Source organism: Buttiauxella sp. JUb87, assembly GCF_004361975.1.
GTDB classification, from domain to species: Bacteria; Pseudomonadota; Gammaproteobacteria; order Enterobacterales; family Enterobacteriaceae; genus Buttiauxella; species Buttiauxella ferragutiae.
Genome location: NZ_SNVY01000001.1, coordinates 774,521 through 795,475, shown reverse-complemented (window position 1 = coordinate 795,475; position 20,955 = coordinate 774,521). Strand labels below are relative to the sequence as shown.

At 48.5% G+C, this 20,955-nt stretch carries 18 protein-coding genes and 2 pseudogenes; 13 read left to right on the top strand and 7 right to left on the bottom strand.

Annotated elements, in window-relative coordinates; translation table 11 throughout:
• Positions 1–89: 89 nt before the first annotated feature.
• Positions 90–1,064, top strand: coding sequence for a lauroyl-Kdo(2)-lipid IV(A) myristoyltransferase (lpxM, locus tag EC843_RS03685; RefSeq protein WP_064545904.1), 975 nt, complete (start codon positions 90–92; stop codon positions 1,062–1,064).
• 41 nt (positions 1,065–1,105) lie between these two features.
• On the opposite strand, the gene pyk is transcribed toward lpxM, so the two are convergent.
• Both pyk and EC843_RS03675 read right to left on the bottom strand, forming a co-directional pair.
• Positions 1,106–2,548 (bottom strand): pyruvate kinase, encoded by a 1,443-nt coding sequence (gene pyk / locus EC843_RS03680; RefSeq protein WP_064545906.1) that lies wholly within the window; start codon positions 2,546–2,548, stop codon positions 1,106–1,108.
• A 193-nt stretch (positions 2,549–2,741) separates the two neighbouring features.
• Positions 2,742–3,611, bottom strand: coding sequence for a MurR/RpiR family transcriptional regulator (locus EC843_RS03675; protein ID WP_064545908.1), 870 nt, complete (start codon positions 3,609–3,611; stop codon positions 2,742–2,744).
• A gap of 360 nt (positions 3,612–3,971) precedes the next feature.
• Here EC843_RS03675 and zwf point away from each other — a divergent pair, with 360 nt between their 5' ends.
• The 3 genes from zwf to EC843_RS03660 all read left to right on the top strand — a co-directional run bounded on the left by zwf (position 3,972) and on the right by EC843_RS03660 (position 8,340).
• A complete protein-coding gene (zwf, locus tag EC843_RS03670) occupies positions 3,972–5,447 on the top strand; it encodes a glucose-6-phosphate dehydrogenase (protein WP_133521650.1) in 1,476 nt (491 codons plus the stop codon).
• A gap of 377 nt (positions 5,448–5,824) precedes the next feature.
• The gene (gene edd, locus EC843_RS03665; protein ID WP_064545912.1) at positions 5,825–7,636 is read left to right on the top strand and encodes a phosphogluconate dehydratase; all 1,812 of its coding nucleotides are present in this window, start codon (positions 5,825–5,827) and stop codon (positions 7,634–7,636) included.
• A gap of 65 nt (positions 7,637–7,701) precedes the next feature.
• Complete coding sequence (locus EC843_RS03660) at positions 7,702–8,340, top strand: bifunctional 4-hydroxy-2-oxoglutarate aldolase/2-dehydro-3-deoxy-phosphogluconate aldolase (RefSeq protein WP_121813650.1); 639 nt, start codon at positions 7,702–7,704, stop codon at positions 8,338–8,340.
• Positions 8,341–8,405: 65 nt separating this feature from the next.
• Here the strand turns inward: EC843_RS03660 and purT are convergent, their stop codons facing one another.
• On the bottom strand, positions 8,406–9,584 hold the full coding sequence (gene purT, locus EC843_RS03655) for a formate-dependent phosphoribosylglycinamide formyltransferase (RefSeq protein WP_121813649.1): 1,179 nt from the start codon (positions 9,582–9,584) through the stop codon (positions 8,406–8,408).
• A gap of 138 nt (positions 9,585–9,722) precedes the next feature.
• Between purT and EC843_RS03650 the strand changes: the two genes are divergently transcribed.
• The 3 genes from EC843_RS03650 to ptrB all read left to right on the top strand — a co-directional run bounded on the left by EC843_RS03650 (position 9,723) and on the right by ptrB (position 13,019).
• Complete coding sequence (locus EC843_RS03650) at positions 9,723–10,067, top strand: YebG family protein (protein WP_064545919.1); 345 nt, start codon at positions 9,723–9,725, stop codon at positions 10,065–10,067.
• A gap of 117 nt (positions 10,068–10,184) precedes the next feature.
• The gene (locus EC843_RS03645; RefSeq protein WP_064545920.1) at positions 10,185–10,868 is read left to right on the top strand and encodes a tellurite resistance TerB family protein; all 684 of its coding nucleotides are present in this window, start codon (positions 10,185–10,187) and stop codon (positions 10,866–10,868) included.
• A 93-nt stretch (positions 10,869–10,961) separates the two neighbouring features.
• Positions 10,962–13,019 carry an oligopeptidase B gene (gene ptrB / locus EC843_RS03640; RefSeq protein ID WP_064546017.1) on the top strand — a complete coding sequence of 686 codons (2,058 nt, stop codon included), beginning with the start codon at positions 10,962–10,964 and terminating at the stop codon, positions 13,017–13,019.
• Between the two features lie 7 nt (positions 13,020–13,026).
• Here the strand turns inward: ptrB and exoX are convergent, their stop codons facing one another.
• The 3 genes from exoX to EC843_RS03625 form a co-directional block, all read right to left on the bottom strand.
• Complete coding sequence (exoX, locus tag EC843_RS03635; protein ID WP_064545921.1) at positions 13,027–13,689, bottom strand: exodeoxyribonuclease X; 663 nt, start codon at positions 13,687–13,689, stop codon at positions 13,027–13,029.
• 38 nt (positions 13,690–13,727) lie between these two features.
• Complete coding sequence (locus tag EC843_RS03630) at positions 13,728–14,459, bottom strand: carbon-nitrogen hydrolase family protein (RefSeq protein WP_121813648.1); 732 nt, start codon at positions 14,457–14,459, stop codon at positions 13,728–13,730.
• 131 nt (positions 14,460–14,590) lie between these two features.
• Complete coding sequence (locus EC843_RS03625) at positions 14,591–14,821, bottom strand: DNA polymerase III subunit theta (protein WP_034495983.1); 231 nt, start codon at positions 14,819–14,821, stop codon at positions 14,591–14,593.
• A gap of 148 nt (positions 14,822–14,969) precedes the next feature.
• Here EC843_RS03625 and yobA point away from each other — a divergent pair, with 148 nt between their 5' ends.
• From yobA to EC843_RS03610, 3 genes are read left to right on the top strand one after another with little or no spacing between them, the layout of a single operon-like run.
• Positions 14,970–15,344: a CopC domain-containing protein YobA gene (gene yobA, locus EC843_RS03620; RefSeq protein ID WP_064545923.1), complete on the top strand. Its 375-nt coding sequence runs from the start codon at positions 14,970–14,972 to the stop codon at positions 15,342–15,344.
• 5 nt (positions 15,345–15,349) lie between these two features.
• Complete coding sequence (gene copD, locus EC843_RS03615; RefSeq protein ID WP_133521649.1) at positions 15,350–16,222, top strand: copper homeostasis membrane protein CopD; 873 nt, start codon at positions 15,350–15,352, stop codon at positions 16,220–16,222.
• 26 nt (positions 16,223–16,248) lie between these two features.
• Positions 16,249–16,590, top strand: coding sequence for a YebY family protein (locus EC843_RS03610; RefSeq protein ID WP_133521648.1), 342 nt, complete (start codon positions 16,249–16,251; stop codon positions 16,588–16,590).
• Positions 16,591–16,937: 347 nt separating this feature from the next.
• Here the strand turns inward: EC843_RS03610 and EC843_RS03605 are convergent.
• Positions 16,938–17,240, bottom strand: a pseudogene (locus EC843_RS03605) (tyrosine-type recombinase/integrase); the annotation flags it as partial.
• A gap of 105 nt (positions 17,241–17,345) precedes the next feature.
• Between EC843_RS03605 and EC843_RS03600 the strand changes: the two are divergent.
• The 3 genes and pseudogenes from EC843_RS03600 to EC843_RS03590 all read left to right on the top strand — a co-directional run bounded on the left by EC843_RS03600 (position 17,346) and on the right by EC843_RS03590 (position 20,936).
• The gene (locus EC843_RS03600) at positions 17,346–17,765 is read left to right on the top strand and encodes a translesion error-prone DNA polymerase V autoproteolytic subunit (RefSeq protein ID WP_133521647.1); all 420 of its coding nucleotides are present in this window, start codon (positions 17,346–17,348) and stop codon (positions 17,763–17,765) included.
• Between the two features lie 2 nt (positions 17,766–17,767).
• Positions 17,768–19,043: pseudogene (locus tag EC843_RS03595) on the top strand (Y-family DNA polymerase).
• Between the two features lie 969 nt (positions 19,044–20,012).
• Entirely contained in the window at positions 20,013–20,936 is a 924-nt protein-coding gene (locus EC843_RS03590; RefSeq protein WP_133521646.1) for a LysR family transcriptional regulator, read from the top strand.
• Positions 20,937–20,955: the final 19 nt, after the last annotated feature.

Genomic DNA, 20,955 nt, shown 5'->3' with positions numbered 1-20,955 from the left:
CGGCTTTTTCTTTGTCTGAAAGGCATTACCCCGCTAAGATACTGATAAATTCATGTCATCAATGATTTGATGCTGTACTGAGAATATGAATGGAAAAAACTAAAAAAAGTCACAGTGAGTTCATTCCTGAATTTCAAAAGGCCTTCTTGCACCCGAAATTTTGGGGCGCCTGGCTAGGCGTTGGCGCTTTCGCTGGTATTGCGATGTTACCGCCGTCAATACGCGATCCTCTGCTGGGTAAAGTTGGGCGTATAGCCGGGCGCTTTGGTAAAAGTGCCCGCCGTCGCGCACAAATTAACTTGCTGTATTGCTTCCCGGAGATGCCGGAAGCCTCGCGCGAAGCTGTCATCGACGAGATGTTTGCTACTGCTCCTCAAGCGATGGTGATGATGGCTGAGTTGGCGATCAAGGACCCGCAAAAGGTCATGCAGCGTGTTGACTGGCATGGCAAAGAGATTATCGACGAGTTAAAGCAGCGGGAAGAAAATGTGATTTTCCTGGTGCCGCACGGATGGGGCGTGGATATTCCGGCGATGTTGTTGGCGTCGCAGGGGCAAAAAATGGCCGCCATGTTCCATAACCAGGGTAACCCATTATTTGACTACATGTGGAATACCGTGCGTCGCCGTTTCGGTGGCCGGTTACATGCGCGTAATGACGGGATTAAACCGTTTATCAGCTCTGTGCGTCAGGGGTATTGGGGATATTATTTGCCTGACCAGGACCATGGTGCTGAGCATAGTGAGTTCGTCGATTTCTTCGGCACCTATAAAGCGACATTACCGGCAATTGGCCGCTTGATGAAAGTAGCACGTGCGCGCGTTGTGCCATTGTTCCCGGTGTACAACAGCAAAACTCACCGCTTAGACATTCATATTCGTCCTCCGATGGACGATTTAGTTGATGCGGATGACAACACCATTGCTCGCCGAATGAATGAAGAAGTCGAAATTCTGGTGGGGCCGAATCTTGAACAATACACCTGGATTTTAAAATTGCTCAAAACCCGCAAGGAAGGGGAAACAGAACCCTACCGTCGCAAAGAGTTATATCCGAAGAAATAAGAAAGGGGCCAATTTGGCCCCTTTGTCATACAGCGATTGAATTACTCAACGCACAGAATGCGCGTCGTGTTGGTGGTACCAATGGTACTCATCACGTCGCCCTGGGTCACGATAACCAAATCACCGGAAATCAGGTAGCCTTTGTCACGCAGCAAATTCACTGCATCATTTGCAGCAGCAACACCGTCGCTTGGGCTATCGAAATGTACAGGCGTCACACCACGGTACAAAGAGGTGAGGTTCAGCGTACGCTCATGACGGGACATGGCGAAAATTGGCAAACCAGAGCTGATACGGGAAGTCATCAGCGCGGTGCGGCCTGATTCGGTCATGGTGATGATGGCGGTAACACCTTTAAGGTGGTTTGCCGCATACATTGCCGACATCGCAATCGCTTCTTCAACGTTGTCGAACTGCACGTCCAGACGGTGTTTAGAGACGTTGATGCTTGGGATTTTTTCTGCACCCAGGCAAACACGCGCCATTGCAGCAACCGTTTCAGCCGGGTATTGACCCGCAGCGGTTTCTGCAGAAAGCATCACCGCATCGGTACCATCAAGAACGGCGTTCGCCACGTCCATGACTTCGGCACGAGTTGGCATTGGGTTGGTAATCATTGACTCCATCATCTGAGTCGCAGTGATCACCGCACGGTTCAGTTTACGTGCGCGGCGAATCAGGGTTTTCTGAATACCGACCAGCTCAGGGTCACCGATTTCAACGCCCAGGTCGCCACGGGCAACCATAACCACGTCAGAAGCCAGGATAACGTCATCCATTGCCGCTTCGTCGCATACCGCTTCAGCACGCTCAACTTTTGCGACAATCTTCGCGTCACAGCCTGCTTCGCGCGCCAGGCGGCGAGCGTAGTTCAGATCTTCACCACAACGTGGGAAGGAAACCGCCAGATAATCGACACCGATTTTCGCTGCAGTGATGATGTCAGCTTTGTCTTTATCGGTCAGCGCTTCGGCTGACAGGCCGCCACCCAGTTTGTTGATGCCTTTATTATTCGACAGCGGGCCGCCTACGGTGACTTCGGTGAACACTTTCATACCCTGAACTTCGAGTACTTTTAGCTGAACACGGCCATCATCGAGCAGCAGGATGTCACCGGTGACCACGTCAGCGGGCAGACCTTTATAATCGATACCGACTTTTTCTTTATCGCCTTCACCTTTACCCAGGTTGGCATCCAGTAAGAATTTGTCGCCGATATTGAGGAAAACTTTACCTTCTTTAAAGGTAGAGACACGAATTTTTGGCCCTTGCAAATCGCCCAGAATAGCGACATGACGACCCAGTTTCGCGGCAATTTCACGAACTTTATCAGCACGGATCTGATGATCTTCTGCAGTACCGTGGGAGAAGTTCATACGCACCACGTTTGCGCCGGCTGCGATAATCTTTTCCAGATTATTGTCGCGATCGGTTGCCGGGCCTAAAGTGGTAACGATTTTGGTTCTACGTAGCCGTCTGGACATGTATTACTCCGTTGACTGAAACAACTTTGGTGTTGTGTTAACAAAAGATTCGGTAAATCGGAATGCGTTGAAAAACGCAATGTAACAACTTAACCGAATGACCTAAAAAGTTACAGCTTTGTTATATCTGTCTTACTTCGAGCTGCGGGAGTGCTGGCTGCAACTCAAACGATTTAAGCAGACTAATTTTGTTTTACTGGCTATCGCCAGAAACGAATAGCTCCTTATCAAAACGCGATTCTTTGAGCGCTTCTTTGACTCGCTTCAAGTTATCTCTGAATTTCGCGCCACGACGTAAAGTAAAACCGGTTGCCAGTACATCAATCACCGTTAATTGCGCGAGGCGAGAAACCATAGGCATATAAATGTCGGTATCTTCCGGCACGTCCAGCAGTAAAGAGAGGGTGGCTTCGCGAGCCAGTGGTGAGCCTTCAGAGGTAATGGCCAGCACAATGGCGTCGTTTTCACGCGCTAATTGCGCCAGTTCAACGAGATTTTTGGTGCGTCCGGTATGCGAGATAAGCACGACAACATCTTCTTCACTGCAATTCATGCAGCTCATACGCTGTAACACCACATCGTCAGAATAGATAACTGGCACGTTAAAACGGAAGAATTTGTTCATCGCATCATGTGCGACCGCGGCCGAGGAACCCAAACCAAAGAAGGCAATTTTCTTCGCCTGCGTGAGTAAATCTACTGCGCGATTAACGGCAGCCATATCCAGTGATTGCCTGACCTGGTCAAGACTTGCCATCGCTGATTCAAAGATTTTGCCGGTATAAGCTTCTACACTGTCATCTTCGTCAACATTCCGGTTTACATAAGGAGTGCCATTCGCCAGACTTTGCGCTAAATGTAATTTAAAATCCGGGAAGCCTTTGGTTTCAAGACGGCGGCAAAAGCGGTTGACTGTCGGTTCGCTAACGTCAGCGCTGCGGGCGAGGGTAGCAATGCTTGAGTGAATGGCATCTTGCGGTGCGGTAAGAATCACTTCTGCGACTTTACGTTCTGATTTGCTAAGGTGTTCCAGTTGGGACTGGATTTTGTCCAGCATATTCATAGGTGTCCGGCACTCATGGATTTTGTCGATTTCACTAACAGGAGAAATCGCGACACGATTTAGCAAGAATATACGCTTGCCCATCATCGATTGGGCGGGAGAATAGGTGTAATGATGTTGTTTTTTTTCATTACATGATCAGCGTCTAACTTTAGACATGATATACATCAACAATAAATCGTCAGAAAATTCCACGGCACATCGCTAAAAGTGGCACTGACGGGCAAATGTTGCCCATGAATGTGATCTGATAATGGGCAAAGGTTTACCTGAATTCACTAAAAGCAGTACATTATTCTGTAATAAAATTACAAACGGGCCGGTGAATCCCCCCGGACATCCGAAACGAGGAGAATAGACATGGCGGTAACGCAGACAGCTCAGGCATGTGACCTGGTGATTTTCGGTGCAAAAGGCGACCTTGCGCGTCGGAAACTGCTGCCATCCCTGTATCAGTTGGAAAAGGCGGGGCAGATTCACCCGGACACTCGCATCCTGGGTGTAGGCCGCGCAGACTGGGATAAAGAGGCGTATACCAAAGTGGTACGCGAAGCGATCGAAACCTTTATGAAGGAAAAGATCGACGAAAGCCTGTGGGACAAATTGAGTAGCCGTCTCGATTTTTGCAACCTGGATGTTAACGATACTGCGGCGTTTACCAAACTCGGTAAGATGCTCGATCAGCAAAACCGTGTCACGATTAACTACTTTGCGATGCCACCAAGTACTTTTGGTGCCATCTGCAAAGGATTGGGTAAAGCGAAACTTAACGCTAAACCTGCTCGTGTGGTGATGGAAAAGCCACTCGGCACCTCACTGGTGACTTCTCAGCAAATCAACGATCAGGTTGGTGAGTATTTTGAAGAGTGCCAGGTTTACCGTATTGACCACTACTTAGGTAAAGAAACCGTACTGAACCTGCTGGCGTTGCGTTTTGCGAACTCCCTGTTTGCCAATAACTGGGATAACAAAACTATCGATCATGTGGAAATCACCGTAGCGGAAGAAGTCGGGATTGAAGGGCGCTGGGGTTACTTTGACCAGGCCGGTCAAATGCGCGACATGATTCAAAACCACCTGCTGCAAATCCTGTGCATGATTGCCATGTCACCACCATCCGATCTGACTGCCGACCATATCCGCGACGAGAAAGTGAAAGTTCTGCAATCCCTGCGCCGTATTGACCGTAGCAATGTGCGCGAGAAAGCGGTTCGTGGCCAGTACACGGCGGGCTTTGCACAGGGTAAAAAAGTCCCGGGTTACCTGGAAGAAGAAGGTGCCAACAAAACGAGCGGCACTGAAACCTTCGTGGCTATCCGTGTGGATATCGACAACTGGCGTTGGGCTGGCGTGCCATTCTACCTGCGTACCGGGAAACGTCTGCCGACAAAATGCTCTGAGGTCGTGGTTTACTTCAAGAGCCCTGCACTGAACCTGTTTAAAGATTCCTGGCAAGATTTGCCGCAAAACAAACTTACCATCCGTCTGCAACCGGACGAAGGTGTGGATATCCAGGTGCTCAACAAAGTGCCAGGGCTTGATCACAAGCACAACCTGCAAACCACCAAACTGGATCTGAGTTACTCCGAAACCTTTAACGAAACACATCTGGCAGATGCTTACGAGCGCCTGCTTCTGGAGACCATGCGTGGTATTCAGGCACTGTTCGTGCGTCGTGACGAAGTAGAAGAAGCGTGGAAATGGGTCGACTCCATCACTGAAGCATGGGCTGCGGACAATGACGCACCTAAGCCATATCAGGCCGGAACCTGGGGACCAGTGGCATCGGTGGCGATGATTACCCGTGATGGGCGTTCATGGAACGAATTTGAGTAATCCCCGTCATCCTTCAAGTTGCAGGGGGGTTGGCAGCACTCGCTCACCCCAGTCACTTACTAATGTAAGCTGCTGGGGATTCGGTCATTTGCCGTCTACCTGCAACTCGACTGATTTAGCGGATGGAATCGGTGTCATTGTGTAAAAATCGTGTAACAAACGATTCGTATTTTACCGGTAACATGATCTAGCGCCAAAGTGGTGAAAATTTTTTAATATAAAAGCCCTGACTGGATTCACCAGCAGGGCTTTTTTATTTACACTAGCTGAAGCGATTTTGCCCTGATGGTACGGATTGCCGCCTCATTGAGAGAAAAGAGCCGGTAACCTCGACCACCTGCCCAAAGCGACGGCAGCCACTTTAAAGAGGATCTTTTATGAATCCAATTTTGTTACGCGTAACAAAGCGCATCGTTGAACGTTCCCGCCAGACCCGTGAAACTTATCTGGCTCGCATCGAAAAAGCGAAGTCCAACACAGTCCACCGATCTGAGCTGGCGTGCGGAAATCTGGCCCACGGTTTTGCTGCTTGTCAGCCGGAAGATAAAGCTTCGCTGAAAAGTATGCTGCGTAACAACATTGCGATCATTACCTCCTACAACGACATGCTCTCTGCGCATCAACCTTATGAGTATTACCCTGATCAGATTCGTAAAGCGTTGCACTCTGTTGGTGCCGTAGGGCAGGTTGCAGGTGGTGTGCCAGCAATGTGTGATGGCGTGACTCAGGGCCAGGACGGCATGGAGCTTTCATTGCTGAGCCGCGAAATTATCGCGATGTCCACCGCTATCGGCCTGTCCCACAACATGTTCGACGGCGCGCTGTACCTGGGCGTATGCGACAAAATTGTCCCCGGTTTGACTATGGCTGCACTCTCATTTGGCCATTTACCAGCGGTGTTTGTGCCGTCAGGCCCAATGGCCAGTGGTTTGGCCAATAAAGAGAAAGTACGCATTCGCCAGCTTTATGCTGAAGGCAAAGTTGACCGTCTGGCATTGCTGGAATCTGAAGCCGCTTCTTATCATGCGCCAGGCACCTGTACTTTTTACGGCACCGCCAATACCAACCAAATGGTGGTTGAGTTTATGGGGATGCAGCTCCCGGGTTCTTCGTTTGTTCATCCGGATGCCCCTCTGCGCCATGAACTAACGGCGGCAGCGGCACGTCAGGTAACGCGCCTGACAGGAAATGGCAACGAGTGGATGCCACTCGGTAAAATGATTGACGAAAAAGTAGTGGTCAATGGCATTGTTGCGTTGTTGGCAACCGGCGGTTCTACCAACCATACGATGCACCTGGTCGCGATGGCGCGTGCAGCAGGTATCATCATTAACTGGGATGATTTCTCTGATCTTTCTGATGTGGTGCCTTTGCTGGCGCGCCTGTACCCGAACGGCCCGGCGGACATCAATCACTTCCAGGCCGCGGGCGGTGTGCCAGTGCTAATGCGCGAATTGCTCAAAGGTGGCCTGCTGCATGAAGACGTGAACACTGTTGCGGGCTTTGGTCTGCATCACTACACCATGGAACCATGGCTGGATAATGGGCAGCTTGCATGGCGTGAAGGTGCGACAACCGCACTCGATACCGATGTCATTGCAACCTTTGAAAAACCATTCTCCAAACACGGCGGCACCAAAGTGCTTAGCGGTAACCTCGGCCGTGCAGTAATGAAAACCTCTGCAGTCCCCGTAGAAAATCAAATTATCGAAGCTCCCGCCGTCATCTTTGAAAGCCAGCATGACGTTTTGCCAGCGTTTGAAGCAGGTCTGCTGGACCGTGACTGCGTGGTTGTTGTGCGCCATCAAGGGCCAAAAGCGAATGGCATGCCAGAATTACATAAACTTATGCCGCCACTTGGGGTATTATTGGACCGCTGTTTCAAAATTGCGTTAGTCACTGATGGACGACTGTCGGGTGCATCAGGTAAGGTGCCCTCAGCAATCCATGTTACGCCAGAAGCCTATGATGGTGGGTTGCTGGCGAAAGTCCGTGATGGCGATATGATTCGCGTCAATGGTCAAACGGGTGAACTGACATTGCTGGTCGATGATGCAGAGCTTGCAAAACGCACTGCATATCACCCGGACCTCAGCGCTGATCGCGTTGGAACCGGCCGTGAACTATTTAGCGCGTTACGCGAACAGTTATCTGGCGCGGAACAGGGCGCGACCTGCATTAAATTTTAAGGACCAGATGTAGCAATTGCCGCACTGGAAACGAATTATAAAGTTGGTTGAAGAGGCCTTATTAGATGAAAAACTGGAAAACTACTGCGGAACAGATCCTGAAAACAGGGCCGGTTGTCCCGGTTATTGTAATTAACAAACTGGAACACGCAGTACCAATGGCTAAAGCATTAGTTGCTGGTGGCGTGCGCGTTCTGGAAGTGACTCTGCGTACTCCATGTGCAATGGACGCGATTCGCGCTATCGCTAAAGAAGTACCAGAAGCGATTATTGGTGCGGGTACCGTTCTGAACCCAGAGCAACTGGCAGAAGTGACCGAAGCTGGCGCGCAGTTCGCTATCAGCCCGGGTCTGACTGAGCCACTGTTGAAAGCGGCAACCGAAGGCTCAATTCCATTGATTCCGGGTATCAGCACTGTTTCTGAACTGATGCTGGGTCTGGATTACGGCTTGAAAGAATTCAAATTCTTCCCGGCTGAAGCGAATGGTGGCACCAAAGCACTGCAAGCTATTGCGGGCCCATTCTCTCAGGTTCGTTTCTGCCCAACTGGCGGGATCACACCGGCTAACTACCGTGATTACCTGGCACTGAAAAGCGTTCTGTGTATCGGTGGCTCATGGTTGGTTCCGGCTGACGCACTGGAAGCAGGTGATTACGACCGTATTACTCAGCTTGCTCGTGAAGCGGTTGAAGGCGCGAAATAATACGCCATTCTTTAAGTTGTAGCTGCGTAAAACCGGTCACATAGATAACGATGTGACCGGTTTTTTTATCCTTTGACGATAACCGCTTTGGTTGCGGCAATCGCACGCGCAATCGCATCTTCCACGCTAGAACCTGTTGCCAGCGTGACACCCATACGGCGTTTACCTTCAATCTCCGGCTTACCAAACAGACGCACCTGCAAACCGGCACCTACCGCACCCGCGACGTTACCGTACTGGACGTTATCACTGGTTAATTCTGGCAGGATCACCGCAGAAGCCGCCGGGCCATACTGGCGAATATCGCCAATTGGCAAGCCGAGGAAGGCGCGGACATGTAATGCAAACTCTGACAAATCCTGAGAAATCAGCGTCACCATGCCGGTATCATGTGGACGCGGGGAAACCTCGCTGAAAATGACCTCATCGCCACAGACAAACAGCTCAACGCCAAACAACCCGAAGCCCCCCAGGGATTTCACGACTTTCTCGGCAATTTCCTGCGCGCGACAAATCGCAACATCACTCATCTTTTGTGGCTGCCACGACTCACGATAATCGCCGTCTTCCTGACGATGACCAATTGGCGCGCAGAAATGCACGCCATCGATTGCGCTGATGGTCAACAAAGTGATTTCAAAATCAAAATTCACCACCCCTTCGACAATGACGCGTCCTTTGCCTGCCCGGCCACCGAGTTGAGCGTATTCCCAGGCTTTGGCTAACTGGTCGGCATTGCGGATAAAGCTTTGCCCTTTGCCTGAAGAGCTCATTACCGGTTTAACGATGCAAGGGAAGCCAATTTCTTCGACGGCTTGCAAGAAAGCGCTTTCGCTATCGGCAAAGCGGTAGCTTGAAGTGGGCAGTTCTAACTCTTCAGCTGCCAGACGACGAATACCTTCGCGGTTCATGGTCAACTTAGTGGCTCGGGCGCACGGGACAACGTTCTGGCCTTGCTGCTCCAGTTCTACCAGCATATCCGTGGCAATGGCTTCAATTTCGGGAACGATAAAATCGGGCATTTCAGCAGCGACCAGCTTTTTAAGTTCGGCACCATCAAGCATATTAATGACATGACTACGGTGCGCGACGTGCATCGCTGGGGCATCAGCGTAGCGGTCTACGGCAATCACTTCCAGCCCCAGACGTTGACATTCAATTGCCACTTCTTTTCCTAATTCGCCTGAACCCAACAACATCACACGTGTAGCTGAAGGACGAAGCGCTGTTCCCAACATTGACATAATCTGTATACCCAAACGGAGAAAATAGACCGGCGAATTATAAACGAAAACGTTTGCGTACGCAGCGACTTTCCCGCTTGCGATGCAAGGGTAATATTATTATACTGTTTAAATAAACAGTTAAGCCGGAGCTGCAAAATGGCGGTTGAAATCAAATACGTTGTAGTACGAGAGGGGCAAGAAAAAATGTCATTTGCCAGTAAAAAGGACGCAGACGCCTATGACAAAATGCTCGACCTGGCCGAAGTGTTGAGTGACTGGCTCACTCAAAGCCCAATTGCTCTCGAAGAAGGCCAAAATGACGTGCTGGCCATGTGGATGGCAGAAAACAAAGATGTGCTTTCGACCGTACTGAAAAGCGGAAAATTGCCAGAGCTGGAAACGGCAACAGCAGCAGATGAAACGCCTGAAGTCGTTACTGAAGAAGAGGCTTCTGATGATAAAGTAGCCGAACATCCACGTAAACGCACCAAAGCCGCTTAAGTTTTATCGCGTCGGAATACCGGCGCGGTTCTTTTCTCATCTTTAGTCTTATCAGACACTTCTTGACAGCCTTTCACCTAACCTCAGTGGCTATGTTCTAAAACAAGGGTGTCTCTCATGAGTAATTGGTTACAGCAGCTTCAGTCTATGCTGGGGCAAGCGACACAGCCCGGCCAAAAATCTTCCAGGCACAATCAACCCACTCAAGATCCTCAGGGGCTGAGCAAATTACTGGTACCTGGCGCGCTGGGTGGCTTAGCGGGGTTACTGCTGGCAAGTAAATCATCGCGTAAATTACTCACTAAATACGGAACCAGCGCGCTGTTGGTTGGCGGTGGGGCAGTCGCTGGAAGCGTGATGTGGAGCAAATATAAAGATCGCGTCCGTGAAACCCATCAGGGGGAGCCGCAATTTGGGCAGCAACAATCGCCAGTTGATGTGCGGACCCAGCGTCTGGTAATGGCATTGGTCTTTGCCGCGAAAAGTGACGGCCATATCGATGACAAAGAGCGCCAGATAATCGAACAACAGTTGCGGGATGCGGGTATTGAAGAGTCAGGCCGTACGCTGATTCAACAGGCTATCGATCAACCGCTTGATCCACAGCGTTTGGTACAAGGCGTTAATAACGAAGAAGAAGCTCTGGAACTTTATTTCCTCAGCTGTGCGGCAATCGACATCGACCACTTTATGGAACGTAGCTATCTCAGTGCGTTAGGTGATGCGCTAAAAATCCCACAAGATGTGCGCGAAGGTATTGAAAAAGATATTCAGCAACAGAAACTCAATCTGCCGGGTTAACCCCGGCATTTTTCTCAAAATCCCACGTTACGCTTGCAAGGCTGTCTTAATTTGCCACCCTTACAGGGTGTTAACTCAAAAATGAAAATCGACATGCCACCAAAAGCTAAAAAAATTCCTCACACCATGTCAGTTCATGGCGATACCCGCATCGATAACTATTATTGGTTGCGCGACGACGAGCGCGCAGATGCGCAAGTACTTGATTATCTGCATCAGGAAAATGATTACGGCCATCAAGTCATGAGCACGCAACAGGCGCTACAAGAACGCTTGCTCAAAGAGATGATCGACCGTATCCCACAACGCGATGTCTCCGCGCCCTATACGCAAAATGGCTATCGTTATCGCCAGGTTTTTGAAACCGGAAATGAATACGCCATTTATCAGCGCCAGTCGGTGATGCTGGCTGAATGGGAAGAGTGGAGCACGCTGGTGGATGGTAATCGCCGTGCTGCCCACAGTGAATTTTATACGATGGGCGGGATGAGCATCACGCCTGACAATACTGTGCTGGCATTGGCGGAAGATTTTCTTTCGCGTCGCCAGTACGGTTTGCGTTTCCGCAATCTGGAAACCGGGAACTGGTACCCGGAAGTGCTGGAAAATGTCGACAGCAGTTTTGTCTGGGCGAATGATTCCGCCACGCTTTACTACGTCCGCAAGCACCCTAAAACGCTGCTGCCATATCAGGTCTGGCGACATACGGTAGGGCATCCTTCCACGTCCGACGAGTTGGTTTACGAAGAGAAGGACGAAATGTTTTATGTCAGCGTGCATAAAACGACTTCGAAGCATTTTGTCCTGATTTACCTGAGCAGCGCGACGACCAGCGAAGTGTTGTTGCTGGATGCCGAGCTGGTGGATGCGCAGCCACAAAGTTTTGCACCACGCCGTAAAGACCACGAATACACTCTCGATCACTATCAACATCATTTTTATCTGCGTTCGAATCGTGAAGGCAAAAACTTTGGTTTGTATCGCTCAAAAGTGCGCGACGAAAGCCAATGGGAAGAGCTGATTCCACCACGTGAAAACGTCATGCTGGAAGGGTTTACGTTGTTTACCGATTGGCTGGTTGTTGAAGAACGCCAGCAAGGGCTAACCAGCCTACGGCAAATTAACCGTAAAACGCACGAAGTGACCGGAATTGCTTTTGACGATCCGGCATACGTAACTTGGGTTGGCTACAATCCTGAACCGGAATCTTCCCGACTACGTTACGGTTACTCGTCAATGACTACGCCTGATACCTTATTCGAGCTGGATATGGATACCGGCGAGCGGCGCGTCATTAAACAAAGCGAAGTGGCGGGATTTGATGCCAGTCACTATCGCAGTGAACATTTATGGATAACGGTACGAGATGGCGTCCAGGTGCCGGTATCACTGGTTTATCACCGTGAACATTTCATCCGTGGGAAAAATCCACTTTTGGTGTACGGCTATGGCTCGTATGGCAGCAGTATGGATGCTGATTTCAGCAGCAGCCGTTTGAGCCTGTTAGACCGTGGTTTTGTCTATGCGATTGCCCACGTGCGTGGCGGCGGTGAGCTTGGCCAACAATGGTATGAAGACGGCAAATACCTAAAGAAAATGAATACATTCAATGATTATCTGGATGTGTGTGATGGTTTGCTGAAGTTGGGATACGGCGATGAAAATCTGTTGTATTCCATGGGGGGGAGCGCAGGCGGGTTATTAGTGGGCGCGGCTATCAATATGCGTCCGGATTTGTTTCACGGTGTGGTCGCGCAAGTGCCATTTGTTGACGTGCTTACCACCATGCTAGACGAGTCAATTCCGTTAACCACGGGTGAATTTGAAGAATGGGGGAATCCGCAAGATGTTGAGTATTACCACTACATCAAACAGTACAGCCCATACGACCAAATCACCGCGCAGGCTTATCCGCATATACTGGTGACCACGGGTTTGCACGACTCGCAAGTGCAGTATTGGGAACCCGCCAAATGGGTCGCAAAATTGCGCGAAACACGTATCGACGATAACTTGCTGTTGTTATGTACTGATATGGACTCGGGGCATGGTGGGAAATCAGGGCGATTCAAATCATACGAAGGTGTGGCGCTGGAGTTCGCGTTCTTGATTGCCCTGGCGCAAGGCACCTTACCAGGGCGTGTGGAGTAATGCGTTTTTACCCTTCGAGATAATGTTTCAGCGTCATTCTGAGATCCGGTGCTAATTCTTTGATGTTATTTAACATCCAACGTAAATAGCCCGGATCTTTATCCGCAATTTCAGCAATGGGCTGGCCACGATACTTGCCAAACGCCATGGTGGTGACCATCGCCGGACGGCCAGTAATAGTCACCATCTGATCGGGTGTCCAGCCGGATTCTTCCATAATCCGCAACAGCAAAGCGGCGGTAATGTAGCAATCGAACAGGGCGCGGTGGTGATGCAAGCCTGCCGGTGTTTCCACTTCAAGCTTGAGCGATTTATATAAACCCATGTTGCTGTATTTGATACCGGGCCATAAACGGCGGGCCAGTTTTACGGTACAAATCCATTCGCTGTCAGGCAGTTCAGGCAACATTCGCTGGTCAAAGCTGGCGTTATGGGCAACATAATAGGGGCTGCCGTGGTAGCGCGGAATGACATCTTCAATCCACGGTTTATTCGCCACCATTTCTTCAGTAATCTTATGAATGGCCATCGCCTGGTGACCAATGGGACGATCCGGACGCACCAGATCGCTCATTGGATTAACAATCTCACCATTGACGATATCGACAGACGCCACTTCCACCACGCCGCCCTGCAAACCGCAGGTTTCCGTATCAATAATGCGCAGCATATTCACTCCATCAGAACTTCGCTGGTTTCAATAACGCGCTAGCGTAATGGAATGATTTCTCCGTGCCAACCTTTCTCATCGCGCCGACCAACGGCCAGCAATTCGCCATGATCGGCGCGCACCACTAACTCGCCGCGATCATCCCAACAGGCGCTACGTCCCGCGGAGCGGTATTTGCCGGTCGAAAAAGCATGATTAGCCAGCAATACCGGCAAATTGTATTTACGCGCCCAACGTTGCAGATACATTTCATCGTGCTGGTAACTGATTTCGTTAATGAACTTGCCTGTGGCGTAAAGACTTGCGCCCATCTCAGCAGCGCTGCGTGGCCAGGTTTCTTCATCGCTGCCGGTACTGAACCCCATCGCGACGCTACGATTATGCAAACCAACCAAAGGGGTATGCTGGCCTGGAAGGTCAATATCGCTTGAAAGAGGTTTGCAACAGGCGACGCGCGAACCATCAGGCAAAAAGCCTACAGAACCGGGTGAAACACCTCCTTTACACCGCAGGGGCAAACCCACGACGATAGTCATTTTGTGTTCTATGGCGGCATTTTGCAGAGGATTAAGACGTTCATCAGTGAAGGGTAGTGCGCAGTCGTGGTGATTTTCTATGTTGAAACCAGTGAGGGATAGTTCGGGAAAAATCAGGAGATCAATTTGTTCACGGACTGCACAACGAACAAAGTCTAAGTGATGTGAGATATTAGATTCGAGGTCATCGGGGGTGGCGCCGTATTGCGCCGCCGCAACATTCCAGACAGGCATATGCTCTTCCTTAATCAATCTACCTAACAGCCATCTTCCTATGGCCGCAACAGGTAATTCCTGTGTTTGGTTCTAAAACCCAAGAAAAATCTTAACATCAATTTTGTCAGGAAGTTTAAGGTTGTGAATATTTATTTCACTTTAGGCTCATATGGCAGACGTGAAAGATTAACTGATGCCAGGCGATGCGCAATCAGGCGTTCTCTGAACCAATCGCGTAGGTGGGCAGGTTGCTCGCGTTCAACGACTTCGGCAATCACCGGCATATTATAACGTTCCTTAAAGGCCACGCCTGCCGCAGCAAGATCCACATTGATCTTATCCATTTCGTCCTGGGGTAATTCAGCAAGATTGTGATTCATTTTGGTCTCCTGTTTTGTGCCGCAAAGGTACTTGCAGATGAAGTTGATGACAAGTCTTTACATTTATTGATAGCTGTTCTCATCTCGACTTCACCTGGGCTCAAGGTTATCCTTTTGCCGTCTTGAATAAGAAAAAGGAATAGTTGATATGGCTTTCACTCGATCTCGTCTTTTTACCCTCGCGACTCTTTTAACGGCTCTTACCGCTTCTGGCTCAGCATTTGCGCATGCGCATCTTGAGCATCAATACCCTGCGGCAGATGCTTCAGTCACGGCGTCACCGCAGGCAATTACCCTCAATTTTTCTGAAGGAGTAGAAGCTAATTTTAGCGGGATTACGCTGACCGGGCCACAGCAAGTCGCCGTGAAAACCGGCATGGCAAAACGTAACGAAAAAGACGAAAAACAGCTCATCGTGCCAGTCGAGGAGGCACTGAAACCAGGTGCTTACCAGGTCGACTGGCATGTGGTGTCGGTTGACGGACATAAAACCAAAGGGAAGTACCTGTTCTCGGTGAAATAAGCGGGATGCTACCTTCTTTCTATATCGCGCTGCGATTCATCCATTTTGCTGCCCTTATGGTGCTGCTTGGCAGCACCATTTCATGCTCAATGTTAGCGCCTCAGGCATTTAAGCCGGTCCTCATCCGCCGTCTGCAATGGCAGTGGCATTCTGCAGTCTGGATGACAATGCTTAGCGCAGTATTGCTGTTATGTGCCCAGGCGGGAATGATGGGCAGTGGATGGCAGGACACCATCAATCCACAGGTTTGGCTAGCCGTGCTGGGCACGCGTTTTGGTTCTGTGTGGCTGTGGCAGATTTCACTCGGTGTCGTGACGGTTGTGGTGCTGATGTTAAAACCGCGCAACTTGCAATCTTTATTGCTAACCCTCGCCGCAGGGCAACTCATTTTGCTGGCTGGTGTTGGGCATGCCGCAATGCGCGAAGATTTTTATGGTGGCTTACAGCGCCTGAACCACGCAGTGCATTTACTGAGCGCTGGCTGGTGGGTCGGAGGCCTTTTGCCGCTGATTATGTGCATGCGCATGGCTAGAAAACCACGCTGGCGGGGGGCTGCGATCACCGCGATGATGCGTTTTTCCCGTTACGGGCATCTGGCGGTTGCCGCTGTGCTACTAAGCGGATTAATCAACAGTCTGATGATTCTGGGCTGGTCATTGCCACTGGAAAGCGACTATGTGCGTTTCTTGTTGGTGAAGGTTGTCTTTGTCGCCGTGATGATTATCATCGCACTGTATAACCGTTATTATTTGGTGCCCCGATTCAACCGTGCTCCAACGGCAACAAAACAGTTTGTCCGGTTAACCTGGCTGGAAATCATTTTGTCGGTGGTGGTACTCCTTGCGGTTAGCATTTTCGCTACCTGGGAACCGTACTGAAGACATTATTTGCTCAAGAGAAATTCATGAAAAAAAGTATTTTGACATTGCTGTTGCTGGCTTGCGCAGGTGGTGCGTTTGCGGCACCACAAATTATCACCGTGAGCCGTTTTGAAATGGGTAAAGATAACTGGGCGTTTAACCGCGAAGAGGTGATGTTGAGTTGCCGTGCGGGCCAGGCGTTGTTTGTCATCAACCCAAGCACACTGATGCAGTACCCGCTAAATGATATTGCTGAGCAACAAGTGGCGAGCGGCAAGACCACTGGCCAGCCAATCTCTGTCATTCAGATAGATGATCCACAGGCGCCAGGGCAAAAAAAGAGCCTCGCGCCATTTATTGAGCGTGCACAGAAGCTATGTAACTAAACACGCTAACTTCTTTATTTGTCATAAAAAACCGCCATATCCGAGAGCCGGATATGGCGGTTTTTGTCTTAAATGTCACCTGTAACACAGTTTTTTTTCGAACACTTTAGCGCCCGACTGGAAAAGCTGCGCCGGTAAACTATTCTTAGAAGGCAAGGCGAAGTCTGCCTGCATTAATGCCAACTTTTAGCGCACGGCTCTCTCCCAAGAGCCATTTCCCTGGACCGAATATAGGAATCGTATTCGGTCTTTTTTTTATCTGTATTTTAAATCAATGAGTTAAATGGCTATGTCCGAAAAATGTCCGAAAACTGATATTCGGTCTTTCGATTTCTCCCTTAACAGAGTCATAACAACATAAACTCCTTTTTCCTCGAATCCAAATATTTTTCAGTCATTTTTTGAGTCTTATGGCCCAAAAGTTTCTGAGTAAATTCCTTCCCGCGTTCCGCTTCATACAATCTACCGGCCAGGCTCCGGATCTCATGGAATGTCGGCGGCTGTTCAGAAAACTCTATTCCGGATGCATTCCTCGCCTTCACAAATCCCTTCGTTAACCCATCAAGATTGACACTGCCGTCAGGGCTGTTTTTTCTAATACCGGAACTAATCAAATAATCACAACGACTCACCAGGCGACAGCGATCGATATCCCCTTTTGCTCAGGACCACGTCAGCCAGGTACGCCGGATCGCTTGATCAGTTTCATTGATAGGCATACTGTATATAAATACAGTGTTTGTTGGGGCTATCTTATGGAATTTATCAATCCGGTATTACTGCGGGAAGTTATTACGTTACCTCTGTTCAGTGACCCGGTACCGTGTGGGTTTCCATCTCCGGCCCAGGACTACATCGAGCAACGCTTAGACATTCATGACCTGGTTGTTAAGCATCCCAGCGCCACTTACTTTGTGCGAGCTGCGGGGGATTCGATGATAGAAGGGGGGATTAACGACACTGATTTACTGGTCGTTGATTGCTCCCGTACAGCTGAACATAATGACATCGTAGTGGCATCAGTAGATGGCGAGTTTACGGTTAAACGGCTGCAACTTCGTCCCACTGTACAGCTTAACCCAATGAACAGCGCATACTCTCCGATCCTCATCGGTAGCGAAGAAACGCTCGATATCTTTGGTGTAGTCACCTTTATCATCAAGTCTACGAGCTGAGTATGTTTGCCCTGGTCGATGTAAATTCATTTTATGCGAGTTGTCAGACTGCCTTCCGGCCTGATCTGCAAGGGAAACCGGTCGTCGTGCTCTCGAACAACGACGGCTGTGTCATTGCCCGAAGCGCTGAAGCTAAAGCCATCGGTGTCAGAATGGGTGACCCCTATTTCAAACAAAAGGATTTATTCCGGAGATTCGGGGTTGCCTGCTTCAGTTCGAACTATGAACTCTACGCCGATATGTCAGATCGGGTGATGACTACACTTGAGGAGATGTCGCCGTGCTGTGAAATTTACTCAATTGACGAGGCATTATTGTGACCTGACCGGCGTTCGAAGTTGTCGGGATCTTGAGGACTTTGGTCGGGAGATTCGAGCCACGCTTTTGCTGCGTACTCATTTGACGGTGGGCGTAGGGGTAGCGCAAACCAAGACTTTAGCAAAGCTCGCTAATCATGCAGCGAAAAGATGGCAACAGCAGACCGGCGGCGTTGTGGAACTGTCGAATGTGGATAAGCAGCGCAAACTTATGGCAGTATTACCTGTCGATGAAACGTGGGGAATAGGTCGTCGTATCAGTAAAAAGCTTGAAGCGATGGGTATCAAGACCATCCTGCAACTGGCTGACACTGATATCCGTTTTATACGAAAGCATTTTAGTGTGGTGCTCGAGCGCACGGTTCGTGAACTGCGTGGCGAACCCTGCCTTGAACTCGAAGAATTTGCTCCCACCAAACAGGAAATCGTTTGTTCTCGTTCATTCGGGGATCGCGTCACTGAATACGAGCAAATGTGCCAGGCTATCTGCAGTTATGCATCACGTGGTGCTGAAAAACTTCGTGGTGAGCATCAGTACTGTCGCTACATTTCAGCCTTCATCAAAACCAGCCCCTTTGCACTGAATGAACCCTACTACGGGAATCAGGCTGCAGTGAAGCTACTCACGCCCACGCAGGACACTCGTGACATCATTGCGGCGGCGATGCGTTGTCTGGATGTCATCTGGAAAGATGGGTACCGCTATCAGAAAGCAGGGATTATGCTGGGCGACTTTTTCAGCCAGGGCGTGGCTCAGCTCAATTTGTTTGACGACAACGCGCCGCGACAAAACAGTGCGGCATTAATGGAAGTGCTGGACCATCTGAACCACAAAAACGGGAAAGGGGCGCTGTATTTTGCGGGGCAGGGTATCCAGCAACAGTGGCAGATGAAAAGGGATATGCTTTCACCACGTTACACCACTCGCTGGGAAGACTTGCTGGTGGTGAAGGTTAGATAGATTGAGTTTGTTGAGCTGATTGCTAAATGCCATAACGTCTGCTGTGTGCCAACAGCGGACATTAAGTGTTTCGAGGGAGTTATCTAATATGGTAGATTCCTTTTTCCAAGCGGACCCCTTCATGCACCGACTGGGAGAAATCAGGGACAGAAAACCGGAAAATCAGAGCTATCGCGCCAGCGGGTTGACGCTGCCATCTCCCTGTGGAATACCGTGTATATGGAAAGTTGCAACAGTGCCGTTTTTCATACTGTCCAGGAAGCTCACTCATCGATGCATTGGATACTTGCCCCCATTTACCTTAATCTTATTTATTCAATGAATTCCATTTTCATTAAAAGATAATATAATGGTTATTGAATATATAAAATTGGCATGTTGAATGTTAAGGAAGGTGAGAGCAAGTGTCTATCGACAAATAATAGAAAATTATATCCATATAGTTTCGATGGTGGCAAACCACGATTAGTGAATCTTTTGCACCCTACTTAAGTCTCCTTGACAAATTTAAAGAAGAGATATAAAAATATTACATTAACTTGAATGATGTCACATAACAAATGTTGAAACAGTAACATTTACCAGGTTAAAAAAGACTATTTACAGCCCAATAAATAATTATAATTCACAACAACTTACGCTTCTTAGAACATAATAGACCATTAAAGCCTAAATAACTGATCATAATAGTGCTACATATTGGTTTAAGCTATGTCGGACAAGGCATGTCATCTATCGATTCGCAAAACTAGGCACAACAAGACTTGCATCTGTGTATGTGCTAAATGTTCCGATGGAGCCAACCACCATCCTGTGATCTACTATTCGGAACAGTTATTTAGGTTTGAGAAAGTTATGTTGTGATTTATATCGGTGAATTATATAATTAGATAGGCGAGGCGTACTACATCGTGAATTAAATCCACGAAAGTATTTCCAAAAGAAACTTAAAACAGGCTAGCTAGCAATATGAAAAAAACATCATCCATTCGTTGGGCGTCTTTCAGAGATTTGGAAATCATCAAAACTATGATTGAAAGAGGCTCTGTAACTCTTACTGCAGACGAACTGGGGATTAGCCAACCAGCAGTGAGTAAATCAATATCTAATATTGAAGATAAGGCAGGTAAAATTCTCTTTTTACGGGAAAAAGGAAAGTTAACACCTACAGCAGATGCCTTGTTTATCTATGAAGAAATCAATAATATATTTTCTTCATTACAACGCATCGATGATGGCAACTGGGAAAGTCGTCGATTACAAACAATTAGAATAATATCCACACCATCTATTGCATATTCTTTTCTTGGTCCCTTAACAGCTAGTTATTTTAAAGAAAAAAGTAACCTTAATGTTTCATTTTCAGTTGTTAACTCTGTTGATATGATTAATGAGCTCAGGGAAGGAAGAGCAGATATTGCTCTTGGTAACACTGATATTAACAACAGCCTGGCTGAATTATCAGTCCAACCTTTACTTAAGTCAAAAATTGTTTGCATCATGCACATAAATCATGAACTTGCAAAAAAAGAAATATTACATGTTGATGATTTCAGTTTTAGAAATATCATCATGTATACACAACGGAACATTCTATCAACAAAAATAAGAAAAAAATTCAACGATGCTGGGGTTAAAATAAATGTTGTAGCTGAAGTCTCTGATACGATGCTAGCGTTATGTTTTGCAAGAGAAAACACAGGAATTTTCCTTGCATCTTCATTTCCTGTTATGTCACAGTTAAATGAAAACCTTATTGTAAAGGACATTGATCTTGATATTTATGATGAAATGGTGCTTTTTTCATTAAATAGCTCTTTAAACCCTCACATCTCTGATTACATCGAATATGTAACTGTGAAAACAACTGAACTGCAAAAAAACGTGTTATAAATACTCTCTTTATTTTAAT